The sequence below is a fragment of the Microbacterium sp. K2 genome (assembly GCF_051365005.1).
GTDB lineage: Bacteria > Actinomycetota > Actinomycetes > Actinomycetales > Microbacteriaceae > Microbacterium > Microbacterium foliorum_B.
In genome coordinates, this window is the sequence record NZ_JBLWII010000001.1 from 2,728,341 (window position 1) to 2,742,618 (window position 14,278).

The window sequence follows — 14,278 nt, forward strand, 5'->3', positions numbered from 1 at the left end:
CCGGCGGGGGATCTCGGGCAGCTGGGGAGCTTCGATCGCGCAGCATCCCTGAACACCGGTATGTAGCACTCTTCGTCCCTAAAGCGCCCCATATGACGACGTAAAGTTGTCATTCGGGACATACCGGGGGTGCGATGGCAGATGTGGAGACGGACGAGCTCCGAGCTTTCGCGACGAAGGCCGCGGAGGTGCGGGGCGACTTCGGATCGCCCGTGGTCGCGCAGTCGTCGGGGCTGGGCGGGGACTGGGTCGATGCGGCGGTGGCCCGGTTCGGCGACACCTGGTCGACGGCGCTGGGGCGGCGTCTCGATGATGTCGACATGCTGGCGGAGAATCTGCGGCAGACGGCTGAGGTGTTCGACCGGGGAGACGAGGCGTCGAGCAGCGAACTCGACCAGATGATCTGGGCCGAGAGCGACTACTGATGCCCGAGTTGGGGATGACGAAGGACCCGGTCGCATTGATCCCGGGCTCGTATGCCGCGGCGCACACGGTCGCGTCGGCGTGGCGGTCTCGGTCCGATGCTGCCACGACGCTTCGGGATGGGCTGCGGGGCATTGAGGTCGAGTCCGCGTGGACGGGGTACCCGTACGAGAAGTACCTCGAGCGGGCCGAGTACGTGCGGTCGTCATGGCAGAGGTGCGGCGAGCACCTGATGAGCGGCGCAGCGGCCCTGTCGGCCTACGGAGATGCTCTGCGGTGGGCGCAGGAGGAGGCCGCGCGGGCGATCGACCTGTGGGAGCAGGCGGAGACCGCGACGGTCGCCTCGCACCAGGAGCACCGGGTGAAGGTGCGGGAGCTGGAGCGCGACCTCGGCCTGCGTCACGTCGAGTTGGACGTGCCGTTCGTCGATGGCGGGGCGGACCTGCGCGCGCAGGCCGTGGAGGTCTTGACCAACGCGCGGGGCGTGCTGGATCGCTACGCCGTGGATGCCGCGAACGCGATCCATGAGGCGGTGGACGCGGCGCCCCTGGAGGCGCCGAAGCAGGCGGAGAGCGCGAAGAACTGGGCGGTCGCGGGGGCGATCGGCACGGTCATGTTCGAGACCGCCGTGCTCAACCCGGCGATCGAGCAGTTGAACTTCATCGCCTCGATGGGCAACGCGCTCATCAACCACCCCGACATCCTTCTCGAACTCCTCGGCGGAGTCGCCCTCGTCGTCGGCGGCGGCACGATGATCGGCGGCGGAGGCGCCCTCGCCCTCACCGGGGTGGGCGCTGCACCCGGTGGCGGCGTCGCGTGGGCCGGGGTGGGGGTCGCCGGAGCGGGCCTCGCAGCGGCCGGGCACGCCAGCACCCGCTGGATGAACGAGGCGACCGGTGACGATGCCACCCGCATCGTGGAGCGTCCGCCACCGCACCCCGAACACGGGGGTCGCGACATCAAGGGCCACTGGAACGGCGACGGCCAGCGACCCTGGGTCGATACCGAGAAGATCGGGCTGGATCGAGTCGCCGACAGACGCAGCGTCGAGGTCATCCACGACAAAGTTCGTGCGACCATCGAGGGGTACCGTCACAAGCCCGACGCGGCGTCAGATCAACGCCGCTACTACGACGGCCTCTACGAGAATGCCGATGGGACCTACACCGGCATCGAGGTCAAGGGCGGCACCGGCAGCCGTGACGCAGCCCAAAAAGGATTCGACAGCACGGTCAGTCCCGAACGCCCCGCGACCGCTACCCTCAACGGCAAGACGATACAGATCACCCGAGTGGTCCTGGAGACTGTGAAATGAGCACACCTACGCATATCGACCAGATCAATGGTGAGAGCCGTGGCCCTTTCGTTGACTACGTCCGCCCGTACCCGGAGCAACTGCGGGCGTCGCTGAAGGGTATGAACGGATCCACGTTCTGGTCCTACAGTCTGTGGCGTGCGCCCGAAGGTGCGGACCTCCTCGAGGACATCCCATTCAGGGACGAGTACATGCAGTGCGCCGGCACTGCCGAGGCACTGGCCCTCGAGGTGCGTCGCCTCGACCCTGACGGCACCGCCCACCAATACGCGATCGGCAAGCCCGGCGGTGACCGCACAGGGGAGCCCACCGAAGTGATCCATTTCGACAATGGTCGCCACAGCACCACGGTCTACCCTCACGAGGTGTTTACTGCCGACGAAGCAGCCGTGGTCTTCTATACCTACTTCCTCACGAACGAGGTGTCTCAGCCCTACGAGCTCCGCGATCTCCACCTGAGCTGGCCGAAGGCCGAGCCTGAAGCGGATGCCAGCTGATGCGCATCCGCGTCGAGCACGAACCGCTCGCACAGTCGATCGCGGTTCTCGCTGACACCGCAGATCGGATTCGCGGTCTGCTCGACGAACTCGACTCTGAGGCCTCCGGGCTGAGACAGCTGTGGACCGGGCACGCCCAAGAGGCGTACTCCCGCGCTCAACGCGAATGGACCGAGTGCGCCGACGCCATGCAGACCGCTCTCACCAGCGCCGCGACCGCCGCTGCCCGCGCTCAAGCCCGCACCCGCGATGCCGAAGCGCGCGTCGCCAGCCTCTGGAGCTGACCCTCCCCCTGAAGGTCATCAGGTCGTCGGGATCCACACCCGCATGGTCGACGGACCGCGCTGAGCCCAGTCATGGTACGGGACGAGAGCAACCTCGCTGACCTCATCGGTCGACCGGCGCCGCACGGGCAGCACGACCCTGCCGTCTCGCTCGATCGGGTCCCCGGCGACGACCACATCGCCGACATCTGCTCCGAGATCGATCGACTCCACGACCAGGACCTCGGGGCCGCGCTCGATCGCGATGCTGCCGCGCACGGCGTCCACCATCGGATGCGGTGTCGTGGCCCTTGCCGTGATCGGCAGGCTGAGCTCGACGACGTCGCCGGTGCGGAACGCTCGCGTCACCGACACGGAACCCACCGAGGCGCGCTCCGACGACTCGCCGTCGCCCGAGCGCACTCGCACGACGGCGCCGACGGCCCACGAGGGCACTCGCAGCGTGAGCGTGAACTCGGCATCCTCGGCGATCGTGACCCGCACATCGCCGTCGGCGGGGTAGTTCGTCGACACGTCGAAGGCCACGATCCGCCCGTCGGGCAGTATGGTGCGCACGGATGACGGCGCGTACTGCTGCAACTGCACGCCGTGGTCGTCGGCTGTGGCGACATACGCACCGAGGCTCGCGAAGGTACGCGCCACGTTCGGCGGGCAGCACGACACCTCGAACCACGGGGCGCGCAGCGACGACGAGGCGCGTGGCGACGTGGCATCCGGATCCGCTGGCGTTCCCGGCGTGCGCTGATGCAGGGTGTTCGCGTAGAAGAACGCGCGGCCGTCGTCGGCCGGTGACGTGGCGACCACGTTGAACAGGGTGCGTTCGATGAGGTCGGCATGCCTGACATCACCGGTCGCGAGCAGCAGACGCCACGAGAACATGATCGAGCCGATCCCGGCGCAGGTCTCGGAGTAGGCGCGGTCAGGCGGCAGCTCCCAGTCGTCGCCGAACGCCTCGTCCTGGTGGTGCGACCCCTGGCCGCCGGTCACGTACGTGCGTCGCTCGATCGTGCGATCCCACTGACCGCGCAGGGCGCCGAGCAGCTCGGCATCGGACTTCTCGATCGCGACGTCGGTCGCCCCGGACGCGAGGTAGTTGGCGCGCACCGCGTGGCCACGAAGCGCCTCGGCGTCGCGCACAGGCACGTCGTCTTGGAAGTACTCCTGCCCCCACTCGATCTCGCCCAGCGACCCTCGGCCGTGTCGCTCGACGAAGAGCGCAGCCTGGTCGACGTAGCGCTGCTCGCCGAGCGCTCGGCCGAGCTCCGCGAGGCCGACCTCGACCTCGGCATGCCCGCAGATGGCGTCGCGCCCGTCAGCGCCGAACTCGCGGCACACGAGGTCGGCGGCGCGACGCGCGATGGCGACGAGCCCATCGTCGGCATCCGGCCTCGTGCGCACCCGGGCGACGGCCGCCTGGAACAGGTGCCCGAGGCAATACAGCTCGTGCCCCCATTCGAGGTCCGCCCACCGCTCGCGCTGACCGGTACGCCCGAACATGGTGTTGAGGTAGCCGTCATGTTCCTGCGCGGCGGCGACGCGGTCGACCACGCGGCGGAGGCGCTGCTCGAGGTCGCCATCGGGCGCGGCATCCGTCCTCCCGATCTCCCACGCCATCGCCTCGAGGAACTTGTAGATCTCGGAGTCGGCGAACTCGCGCCCGCGGCGCCCCTCCGGAAGGGTGCCGGCGGCGGCGAGGTCGAAGTTCGGCAGCCACCCCTCCGACTCGAGGCGCGATTCGATGTGCGTGAGCGTGGCAGAGCCGTTCACGGCCTGGCGGTCACCCCAGAATCCTTCGGTGATGCGCACCTCGTCGAGGCCGAGAGGGCGCAGGCGGCCGCGTGTGGGGACCACGGGAGCGGCAGGTGTTGTGGTGTCGAACATGGTCATCCCTTGAAAGCGCCGGACATGAAGCCGCGCACGTAGTGTCGTTGCAGGATCAGGAAGAGCAGGATGCAGGGGAGCGCCAGCACGACGACCCCCGCCTCGGTGGCGCCGTAGTCGACGACGCCCTGCACCTGCCCACGGAGGTTGGCGACCGCGAGCGGCAGTGTCATGCGGTTCGTGTCGTTGATGAGGATGAGCGGAGCCATGAAGTCGTTCCACGCCGTGAGGAAAGCGAACAGCCCGACCGTGACGAGTCCTGGCTTGACCGCTGGGAGCAGCACTCGCCATAGGGCGCCCCAGCTGGAGCATCCGTCGACCATCGCGGCCTCGTCCATCTCGCGCGGGATCGACTCGAACGAGATGCGCATCATGAACATCGAGAACGGCAGCTGGAACATCGTGATCACGAGCGCCACACCGACGAGCGAGTTCTGCAGGCCGACCGCGTTGAGGATCACGTAGAGCGGGATCAGGAGGGTCGCATACGGCACCATCAGGATCGCGAGGGTGAGCAGGAAGAGCGCGTTCTTGCCGGGGAACGAGAATCGGGCGAACGCATAGCCGCCCAGCAGCGAGATGAACAGCGTGAGGGCCACGGTGAGCACCGAGACGAACAGCGAATTGCCGAGGTACACCCAGATGCCCGCCTGGTATTCGCCGAGGGCGGCGTAGTTGCCGAAGCCCCAGCCGTCGGTCTGGCTGGTGCCCGCCATCGGGCTCACCGACGAGACGCCGGTCCAGATCAGGGGATAGAGGAAGATCACCGCGAGGGCCGTCGTGAACACCCAGTAGGGGATGCCGAAGACGACGCGTGCGGCCTTCGAGCGGTACCGCGGCGCGGTGGGCTGATGATTCGGCGCGACGATCGTGCGGGTCAGGGTCTGGGACATGATTCTCAGCTCTCATCCGTGCGGCGGAACGCGCGCAGCTGGAAGACGTTGATGACGATGAGGGCGAGCAGCACGATCACCGAGAGGGCGCCGGCGATGCCGAGGCTGTTCTGCCCCTGGAAGGCCACGTTGTAGATCAGCTGCACGACCGTCATGGTGCTGTTGTCGGGCCCGCCCTTGGTGAGGATGTAGAACTGCTCGAACGCCAGCAGAGATCCGGTCACGCACATCACGGTCGTCAGGGCGAAGGTCGGTTTGAGCAGCGGAACCGTGATGTCTCGGAACGTCTGCCAGCGGTTCGCGCCGTCGATGCGCGCGGCCTCGTAGACATCGTCGGGGATGCCCTGCAGGCCCACCAGCATCAGCAGCATGTAGAAGCCTGCATAGCGCCAGACGATCAGGAAGATCGTCGACCACAGCGCACCTTCGGGAGTGCCGAGGAAGGTGATTCCCCATGACTTCATCAGGTTCGCGAACGGGCCGGCGATGGGGGAGTACAGCACGTAGAACAGAAGCGACGCGGATGCCAGGCCCAGGGCGCTCGGGATCAGGAACGCGGTACGCAGGAAGCCCTTCCACCGCGTCGACTCCTGCACCAGCAGGGCGAGACCCAGCCCCAGGCCGATCAGGATGACGGTTGTGATGAGCGTGTAGAGCAGGGTGAAGCGGATCGAGTCCCAGAAGAGGCGGTGGGTCACCGCATCCGTGTAGTTCTCCGGGAAGTTGATGCCCTGATTGCCGCTCAGCAGCGGCCAGTCGGATGCCGACATCTGCACCACCAGCACCAGCGGGACGATGAACAGCAGGGCGACGAAGATCGCCGTCGGGGCGGCGTAGAGCCAGCCCTGCACCGGGCCGCCGAATGCGGTGCGCGGCCTGCGGCGACGCAGCGGGGGTGCGGTCGAGGTCATCTCGTTCTCTTTCGATCGGGGGTACTGACGAGGTGGATGCGGGGGCGGCGCGCGGCGCCGCCCCCGCGGCGGGTCACTGCGACAGGATCGCGGTGATCTCCTCGTTGTCGGCCGGCACGGCATCCTCGCCGTCCAGCACCGCGTTGCGCACGAGCGTGAGCCACGGGCTGCCCGGTGCGTTGAACGCCTGCTGGAAGTTCAGTGCCACCGGGGTGTCGCCCTGAGCGGCGACCTCGTTGATAGTGACCAGCCGAGGGTCGGCGGCCGCGTACTCGTTGTCGGCGAGGTCGCCGCGCGAGACGGCGTTGCCGTCCTTCGCGAGCACCTCGACCTGCGCCTCCTCCGACATCATCCAGTCGAGGAAGTTCCAGGCCTGCGCGGCCTTCTCAGAGTCCTTCGAGATGCCGATGCCGTCGCCGCCGACGAAGGTCGAGGCGCCGCCGTCGACACCGGGGATGCCGGCGACTCCTGCGTCGAACTCGAGGGAGGGGAGCAGCGTTGCCGGGAACGGCATCACGCCGACCTTGCCCTCGCTGAACGCTGCGGTCCAGGTGGGGCCGGCCTCGTCCGTCGAGCTGGGGAGGATCGCCCCGGCATCCTGCAGCTCGGCCCAGGTGTCGTAGACGGCCTGTGCCGAGTCTCCGTCGAGCAGTGATTCGGTGCCGTCGTCGCTCATGACCTCGTCACCCGAAGCCCAGATCGAGGGGAACCAGGTGAACACCAGGCAGCCGCCGCAGTTGAGGCCGGTCGCGGTGCCGTAAGTGTCCGGCTTGTTCAGCGCCTGCACGGCCATGGCCGCCTCGGCGAACTCCTCGAGTGTGGCCGGCGCCTTCTCGGGATCGAGGCCCGCCTCGGCGAACAGCTCCTTGTTCCAGAACAGCATTGAAAGGTCGAGCGCGAACGGCAGCACGTACTCGGCGCCGTCGACGGTGCCGGCCGAAAGATGGCCGGGGTTGATCTCGTCCTTGAAGTCGAGGCCGTCGATCTGCTCGGACATGTCCTGGAACAGGCCCTGCTGCGCCCAGTTGGGCACGTAGACGATGTCGGCGGCGAAGAGATCGGGCAGACCGCCCGACCCCGCAGCGGCGCCGACCTTGGCGACGTAGTCGTCGTTGGGGACGACCGTCAGCTCGACCTGGTTCTCGTGGCTCTCGTTGTAGGCGTCGACCAGCAGCTTGGCCTGGCGCTCGATCGGAGCGCGGGTCCACAGCGTCAGGGTCGTGCCGTCGTCGGTGCCTTCGGCGGGGATGGGTTCGTTCGACGCCTCGTCGGCGGCGGGTGCGCAGGCGGCGAGGCCGCCGACGAGCAGGCCGGCTGCGATGACCGCGGCGAATGCTCGGCGCACGGCGTGAGTGCGGGTGGTGATCATGGTGGGGGACTCCTCTGGGCTCGTCTTCGAGCGGATGCGATATGGCGCTTCGTCACTGCAGCGCCGGTGTGGAGGTGGTGTGGAGATCAGGTCCTTCGAAATCTACGAAAACCCTTTCGAAAAGGTATAGCGTGGTTTCAGCGGGGGCGTCAACCCTCGTTCCGATAACCTTTCAGCAACAGGGAGTGGGATGAGCGACGCGACTGCAGCACGGGCGGTGACCCTCGGCGATGTCGCCGCGCGCGCCGGAGTGTCGATCTCGACGGCCTCCAAGGCCCTGAACGACCGGGGTGATGTCTCGGCGGCGACCCGCGCCAAGGTGCGGTCGATCGCCGAAGAGCTGTCCTTCACGCCGAACGCGATGGCCCGCGGCCTGCTCGCGGGGCGCACCGGCACCGTCGGCTTGCTCACGAGCGATCTCGAGGGTCGCTTCATGCTGCCGATTCTGATGGGGGCCGAGGACGCCTTCGGCGCCGGTCGCATCAACGTGTTCCTGTGCGATGCTCGCGGCGACGCGATCCGCGAGCAGCACCACCTACGCGAGCTGCTGAGCCGCCGCGTCGACGGCATCATCGTGGTCGGCCGGCAGACCGACCCGCGGCCGTCGCTCGGGCAGGAGATCCCCGTGCCGGTCGTCTACGCGTACGCGCCGTCAGACGACCCGCGCGACCTCTCGCTGACCCCCGACAACTACGCAGGAGGGCGTCTCGCGATCGAGCACTTGCTCGCCTGCGGGCGGCGGCGCATCGCGCACATCTCGGGCGACCCGACCTATGCAGCAGCTCAAGACCGACTCGCGGGGGCGAGAGCCGCGCTCGGCGAAGCAGGACTCGAGCTCGTCGGCGAGCCGATGTTCTCGGAGTGGACGGAGCACTGGGGCCGTGATGCCGCCGCGATGCTGCTGCAACGGCATCCCGACATCGATGCCGTGTTCTGCGGGTCGGACCAGATCGCCCGCGGCGTGCTCGACTCGGCGCGGGATCTCGGCCGCACCGTGCCCGATGACCTCGCGGTGATCGGCTACGACAACTGGGAGGTGCTCGCGACCAACGCGAGGCCCGAGCTCACCAGCATCGACGCCAACCTGCAGCAACTCGGACGTCAGGCCGCGCTACGGGTATTCGACGCGATCGACGGCATCGACATCGGCGAGGGGTCGCACCACCTGCCGGTGCGGCTCGTGATCCGCGGATCGACCATCGCCCGGCGCTGAGGCGCTCTCTCGGGTGTAGTCAGGTCCTGCCGCGCCGTCCGTCAGCCGATGATGAGCTTGCGTTGCTCGTCAGTCAGGCCATCCAACCGCCCTCCGGGGAGAACGTCGGTGAGTTCCCCGGTTGCGCGCGATCCCAAGAACGGCCAGATCTGTTCGCCAGGGTCGGATGGGTTGGTGACGATGAACCCCTGGGGGCTCACGAGGTGCCATCGGGGTTTGCCTGCCGCCTCAGCGTCGCCTGTCTCGACTCGATACTCCTCGGACACCTGCAGCTGTTCTGGGGTCAACTCGTCGTCGAGATATGCCACCACGTCGAGGTCTCGGGGCAACGCATCGGCGACCTCTTGAGGCTCCGACGACGGAGAGATCACGGGAATGTAGACGATGTCCCCCGGCTGCAGCGATGTCTCGTCCTTCACAGTGACCTCGGTGACCTCGACTTCGGCGAGGAGGGCTGCACCGACGGGTGTTCCGGCGGCGGTGGTGACCTTGTCTCCCGCGAGCCAGCGGTGCACGGTACCGGTCACCACAGCCGCGGAGCGTTGGCCGAGGTCTGTCGTGTTCTGGAAGACGATGGTCGAGACAGCACTGATATCGAGAGACAGAAGGATCTCAGCGGCATCAGATCGTGTTGCTTCCTGCGCGACAGATACCGGTGCTGGGTGCGTTCCGGGTGACATGGCACACGAGCTCAGCAGCAGTGCCAGCACCGGAGCTGAGAGAAGACCGATTCTGCGGAAACCACACCGTTTCATGGGAGGAGGCTACCGGCAGCGACCCGGCATACCAGCATCCCTTTGTACTGCGGCTCTCGAACCTGCTGCGCGCCGGCTCAGACGTGGTCGCGCCAGGAGTACTGCGGGTCGAAGCCCAACACGCGCCGCGCCTTGTCGATCGACAGCAGTGTCTCGTGCGGGCCGAACTCGCGGGCGACCGGCACGTCGGGGAAGACCTCGGCGAGCAGCTCGGCGTTGGGGCGCGTCATCACGGTGTCTGCGGCCGCGATGATGAAGTTGTCGAACCCTGGAGCCGCGACCTCGAGCGCTCGCTGCACGGCCTGGGCACCGTCGCGGGCATCGATGTAGCCCCAGAGGTTCCACTTGCGGCGCAGCGCGTCGGCGTCGAAGTCGGGGAACTCTGCGTAGTCCTCGGGGTTCATCACGTTCGAGAACCGCAGCGCGGTGATCGACAGATCGGGGTGCCAGCGCACGAGCTCGGTCGCCAGGTGCTCCTCGAGCGTCTTGACCAGCGAATAGACCGACTCGGGGCGAGCGGGGTAGTCCTCGTCGACCGGCACGTAGGGCGGTGGCACATCGAACGGCAGCCCGAGGACGGTCTCGCTCGACGCGTAGACGACGCGCCGGATGCCGAGGCGCACTGCGGCCCAGAAGACGTTGAACGTCGCGGGCATGTTGTTGTGGAAGGTCGCGACATCGCTGCGGATGCCGGGGGCGGGAATCGCGCCGAGATGCACCACGGCGTCGATGCCGTCGTGCCGGTCGCCGACCGCAGTGAAAGCATCCACCACCTGGCCATAGTCCGTCAGATCGACCTGCACGAAGTCGGGGCCGCGAGTGCCTGCGACGTCCATGCCTATGACGTCGTATCCGTGGGCGCGGAGCTCCCTCGCGACGACGCTGCCGAGCTTGCCCGATGATCCGGTGAGTGCGATGCGCATGTCACCAGAGTGGCACGAAGCAGAGGCGCCGGGGCCGCTCGGCATACACTCGTCGGCGTGAGTGACACGAGCAGCGAGTCCCGTCGCACCGTCGGAGTGCGCGACGTCGCCGTGCTCGCCGGGGTCTCGCGGCAGACCGTGTCGAGGGTGCTGAACGACCACCCCGAGGTCGCCGCTGAGACCCGCGAGCGCGTGCTCGCCGCGATGACCGAGCTCGGCTACCGCATGAACAACGCCGCCAGGGCACTGGGCACGCGGCGCTCCCGCACGCTCGGCGTGCTCGCCACAGACGCGCTGCACTACGGTCCCTCGCGCAGCATCGCCGCGCTCGAGGCGTCGGCTCGCGAGGCGGGGTACTGGCTGAGTGCGGCCTTCGCTGATGCGGGGGATGCGGATGCCGTGGTAGCCGCGGTCGACCACCTCGTGATGCAGGGCGTCGAGGGCATCGTCGTCGTCGCACCGCATGCCCGTACCCTCGAAGCGCTCGACAAGGTGCGCATCGGCGTGCCGGTCGTGACCCTGCATGCGGCCGACCGGGGAGCCCGCGGCCTCTCGGTCGACCAGGCGGCCGGAGCGAGGCTCGCCGTCGCGGCGCTCGCCGACGCCGGGCACACGCGCATCGCACACCTGGCCGGACCCGCCGACTGGCTCGAAGCCGAGTCCCGCACTCAGGGATTCGCAGACGAGCTCGCCGCTCGTGGACTCGCCGCCGGACCCGTGTTCGAGGGCGACTGGACCGCTGGCTCGGGCTACGCGGCGGTCGACGCCGTCCGCTCGTCGGGAGTGACGGCGGTGTTCGCGGCGAACGACCAGATGGCGCTCGGGCTGCTCGGCGGCTTGCACGAGGCCGGGCTCTCGGTGCCTGGCGACATCAGCGTGGTCGGCTTCGACGACACCCCCGATGCCGCCTACTACTGGCCGAAGCTCACGACCGTGCGGCAGGACTTCAGCGAACTGGCCCGCCGCGCGGTCGCTGCGGTGCTCGCCGGCGCCGCGGGTGCGACGGCATCCGACCTTCCACCCGTGGCGCCCGTGCTGGTGACCCGGGCGTCGATCGCGCCGCCCCGCTGAGGGCCGCCCAGGGTGCAGGGTCGATCTCGCACGCCCCGCGAGGTGCGGGGTCACTTTCGCACGTGAGCACGCCGTTTCCGATGCGAAAGTGACCCCGCACGGGGCGGGAGATGCAAAAGTGACCCGCACGAGATGCGGTGGCGGTGACGCGCCGCGTGCACAAGTCAGCATGAACGGCTCCGTTCGACAGCCGAACCCGCGAGATTCCGGGTGGCAGGCACCGCGAGCGATCCGATCATGCTGAATTGTGAACGGCCGACCGCTGTGACTCGCATCTTGACGGCCCGCCGAACCCCGTGACACACTGCTGTGACCGGTCACAGTGACCACCGACGACCCTGAGGTACCCGTGAGCAACGAAGCCCCCGTCTTCTCCCCTGAGATCGACGCATCGATCCAGGCCGTCCGCGAGGACGTCGCCCGTCTGCACGCCGAACTGGTGCGCTACGGCCTCGTCGTGTGGACCGGCGGCAATGTCTCAGGCCGTGTCCCCGGCGCCGATCTGTTCGTCATCAAGCCCTCGGGCGTGAGCTACGACGACCTCGCCCCCGAGAACATGATCCTGTGCGACCTCGACGGCGCCGTGATCCCGGGCACGCCGGGCAGCGACCGCTCGCCCTCGAGCGACACCGCAGCCCACGCCTACGTCTACCGTCACATGCCCACCGTCGGCGGAGTCGTGCACACGCACTCGACCTTCGCGGTCGCGTGGGCTGCTCGCGGCGAAGAGATCCCGTGCGTCATCACCGCCATGGCCGATGAGTTCGGCGGTCCGATTCCGGTCGGCCCTTTCGCGATCATCGGCGACGACTCGATCGGCCGCGGCATCGTCCAGACCCTCAGTGGACACCGCAGCCGGGCCGTGCTCATGCAGAACCACGGCCCGTTCACGATCGGAGTCGACGCGAAGGATGCCGTGAAGGCAGCCGTCATGGTCGAGGACGTGGCCCGCACCGTGCACCACGCCCGCGAGGCCGGCCCGCTCATCCCGATTCCGCAGGAGGCGATCGACAGCCTCTTCCACCGCTACCAGAACGTCTACGGACAGAACTCGGACGCCCGACGATGAGCGACACGGCAGATGCGACCACGGCCCGCGACGACATCCTCGCCGCCCGCACGAGCCTCGGCATCGAGCTCGGCTCCACGCGCATCAAGGCCTGCCTGATCGGTTCGGATGCCACCGAGGTGCTCGCCACCGGATCGTTCGCGTGGGAGAACCGACTCGAAGACGGTCTCTGGACCTACTCGATCGACGAGGTCTGGACGGGCCTCCAGGCCGCCTACGCCGAGCTCATCGCCGACGCGCACGAGCACCACGGCGTGCGCCCCGAGACCTTCGGCGCGATCGGCATCTCGGCCATGATGCACGGCTACCTCGCGTTCGACGCGCAGGGTGAGCTGCTCGTGCCGTTCCGCACCTGGCGCAACACCAACACGGGTGCGGCGGCGGCGGAGCTGACCGATCTGCTCGGCGTCAACATCCCGCTGCGCTGGTCGATCGCCCACCTGCACCAGGCGGTCGTCGACGGCGAGGGGCACGTGGCCCGGCTCGACGCAGTCACGACCCTCGCCGGGTACGTCCACGCGAAGCTCACGGGCGAGCGAGTCCTCGGCGTCGGCGATGCCTCCGGCATGTTCCCGATCGACTCGGCCACCGGCGACTACGACGAGCGGATGCTGCAGGCGTACGACTCCCTCGTCGCCGATCGCCTTCCGACGACCGCCGAAGACCTGCTCCCGAAAGTCCTCCCCGCCGGCGCCGCCGCAGGATCTCTCACGGTGGAGGGTGCGAGGCTCCTCGACCCGACAGGCGCGCTGCAGCCCGGCATCCCGCTGTGCCCGCCCGAGGGCGACGCCGGCACCGGCATGGTGGCGACCAACTCGGTGTCTCCGCGCACGGGCAACGTCTCGGCCGGCACGAGCATCTTCGCGATGGTCGTGCTCGAGCATCCGCTGGCCGAGGTGCATCACGAACTCGACCTCGTGACGACTCCCGCGGGTGACGCCGTCGCGATGGTGCACTGCAACAACGGCGCGAGCGAGCTCGCCGCCTGGGCCGGTCTCTTCACGCGCTTCTCGGCCGCCGCCGGGCAGCCGTTGAGCGACGACGCCGTCTTCGACGCGCTCTTCCGTGAGGCTCTCGACGGAGAGGCGGATGCCGGTGGTCTGCTCGCCTACAACCACCTCGCCGGTGAGCCGATCGCCGGGCTCACCGAGGGGCGCCCGCTGTTCGTGCGCACGCCCGACAGCGCCTTCACGCTCGCGAACTTCATGCGCTCGCAGCTCTACGGCGTGTTCGGCACGCTCGCGCTCGGCATGCAGGTGCTCGCCGCAGAGGGTGTCGAGCTCGACCGCATGTTCGCCCACGGGGGCATGTTCCGCACCGCCGGGGTCGCGCAGCGCTTCCTCGCCGGAGCGCTCGGTGCTCCCGTCGCAGTGGGTGAACTCGCCTCCGAGGGTGGGGCGTGGGGCATCGCCGTGCTCGCGTCGTACCTCGCGCACGCCGAGACGATCTCGTTGGGGGAGTACCTCGAACAGGACGTGTTCGCGTCGGCATCCCTCTCGGTCGCCGACCCCGACCCCGCCGACGTCGCCGGCTTCACCGACTACCTCGACCACTACCGCGCAGGCCTCGCCATCGAAGCCGCCGCGACCACCGCTCTCCCTCCCGGTCGCTGAGCGAGAGCAGCGAGGCGAAGCGCACACCGCACCACGTTTCGTCTCGGTGCTTCGCTCCTCG

Annotated in this window: 14 protein-coding genes; 8 read left to right on the forward strand and 6 right to left on the reverse strand. The window is 68.5% G+C overall.

Annotated features, from left to right (window positions below):
* Positions 1–134: 134 nt before the first annotated feature.
* From ACLKOY_RS13290 to ACLKOY_RS13305, 4 genes are read left to right on the forward strand one after another with little or no spacing between them, the layout of a single operon-like run.
* Entirely contained in the window at positions 135–425 is a 291-nt protein-coding gene (locus ACLKOY_RS13290) for a type VII secretion target (RefSeq protein ID WP_436454029.1), read from the forward strand.
* Positions 425–1,738 carry a putative T7SS-secreted protein gene (locus tag ACLKOY_RS13295; protein ID WP_436454030.1) on the forward strand — a complete coding sequence of 438 codons (1,314 nt, stop codon included), beginning with the start codon at positions 425–427 and terminating at the stop codon, positions 1,736–1,738. The genes ACLKOY_RS13290 and ACLKOY_RS13295 overlap by 1 nt, the downstream gene beginning before the upstream one ends.
* Positions 1,735–2,235, forward strand: coding sequence for a hypothetical protein (locus ACLKOY_RS13300; protein WP_436454031.1), 501 nt, complete (start codon positions 1,735–1,737; stop codon positions 2,233–2,235). The genes ACLKOY_RS13295 and ACLKOY_RS13300 overlap by 4 nt, the downstream gene beginning before the upstream one ends.
* Positions 2,235–2,519, forward strand: coding sequence for a WXG100 family type VII secretion target (locus ACLKOY_RS13305; protein ID WP_436454032.1), 285 nt, complete (start codon positions 2,235–2,237; stop codon positions 2,517–2,519). The genes ACLKOY_RS13300 and ACLKOY_RS13305 overlap by 1 nt, the downstream gene beginning before the upstream one ends.
* Before the next feature lie 18 nt (positions 2,520–2,537).
* Here ACLKOY_RS13305 and ACLKOY_RS13310 read toward each other — a convergent pair whose 3' ends face one another.
* The 4 genes from ACLKOY_RS13310 to ACLKOY_RS13325 all read right to left on the reverse strand — a co-directional run bounded on the left by ACLKOY_RS13310 (position 2,538) and on the right by ACLKOY_RS13325 (position 7,573).
* Positions 2,538–4,406, reverse strand: a complete 1,869-nt coding sequence (locus ACLKOY_RS13310) for a glycoside hydrolase family 127 protein (protein ID WP_436454033.1) — start codon at positions 4,404–4,406, stop codon at positions 2,538–2,540.
* Positions 4,403–5,293 carry a carbohydrate ABC transporter permease gene (locus tag ACLKOY_RS13315; protein WP_194762532.1) on the reverse strand — a complete coding sequence of 297 codons (891 nt, stop codon included), beginning with the start codon at positions 5,291–5,293 and terminating at the stop codon, positions 4,403–4,405. The genes ACLKOY_RS13310 and ACLKOY_RS13315 overlap by 4 nt, the downstream gene beginning before the upstream one ends.
* Before the next feature lie 5 nt (positions 5,294–5,298).
* A complete protein-coding gene (locus ACLKOY_RS13320; RefSeq protein ID WP_436454034.1) occupies positions 5,299–6,204 on the reverse strand; it encodes a carbohydrate ABC transporter permease in 906 nt (301 codons plus the stop codon).
* 73 nt (positions 6,205–6,277) lie between these two features.
* The gene (locus tag ACLKOY_RS13325) at positions 6,278–7,573 is read right to left on the reverse strand and encodes an ABC transporter substrate-binding protein (RefSeq protein ID WP_436454035.1); all 1,296 of its coding nucleotides are present in this window, start codon (positions 7,571–7,573) and stop codon (positions 6,278–6,280) included.
* A gap of 190 nt (positions 7,574–7,763) precedes the next feature.
* Between ACLKOY_RS13325 and ACLKOY_RS13330 the strand changes: the two genes are divergently transcribed.
* The gene (locus tag ACLKOY_RS13330) at positions 7,764–8,786 is read left to right on the forward strand and encodes a LacI family DNA-binding transcriptional regulator (RefSeq protein ID WP_436454036.1); all 1,023 of its coding nucleotides are present in this window, start codon (positions 7,764–7,766) and stop codon (positions 8,784–8,786) included.
* A 41-nt stretch (positions 8,787–8,827) separates the two neighbouring features.
* Here ACLKOY_RS13330 and ACLKOY_RS13335 read toward each other — a convergent pair whose 3' ends face one another.
* Both ACLKOY_RS13335 and ACLKOY_RS13340 read right to left on the reverse strand, forming a co-directional pair.
* Positions 8,828–9,313: a hypothetical protein gene (locus tag ACLKOY_RS13335; RefSeq protein ID WP_436454037.1), complete on the reverse strand. Its 486-nt coding sequence runs from the start codon at positions 9,311–9,313 to the stop codon at positions 8,828–8,830.
* A gap of 305 nt (positions 9,314–9,618) precedes the next feature.
* Entirely contained in the window at positions 9,619–10,464 is an 846-nt protein-coding gene (locus tag ACLKOY_RS13340; RefSeq protein ID WP_436454038.1) for an NAD-dependent epimerase/dehydratase family protein, read from the reverse strand.
* A gap of 57 nt (positions 10,465–10,521) precedes the next feature.
* Here ACLKOY_RS13340 and ACLKOY_RS13345 point away from each other — a divergent pair, with 57 nt between their 5' ends.
* The 3 genes from ACLKOY_RS13345 to ACLKOY_RS13355 all read left to right on the forward strand — a co-directional run bounded on the left by ACLKOY_RS13345 (position 10,522) and on the right by ACLKOY_RS13355 (position 14,217).
* Positions 10,522–11,535 carry a LacI family DNA-binding transcriptional regulator gene (locus ACLKOY_RS13345; protein WP_436454039.1) on the forward strand — a complete coding sequence of 338 codons (1,014 nt, stop codon included), beginning with the start codon at positions 10,522–10,524 and terminating at the stop codon, positions 11,533–11,535.
* Positions 11,536–11,884: 349 nt separating this feature from the next.
* Positions 11,885–12,604, forward strand: a complete 720-nt coding sequence (locus tag ACLKOY_RS13350; protein WP_436454040.1) for an L-ribulose-5-phosphate 4-epimerase — start codon at positions 11,885–11,887, stop codon at positions 12,602–12,604.
* A complete protein-coding gene (locus ACLKOY_RS13355) occupies positions 12,601–14,217 on the forward strand; it encodes a xylulokinase (RefSeq protein WP_436454041.1) in 1,617 nt (538 codons plus the stop codon). Before ACLKOY_RS13350 ends, ACLKOY_RS13355 begins: the two co-directional genes overlap by 4 nt.
* Positions 14,218–14,278 lie beyond the last annotated feature (61 nt).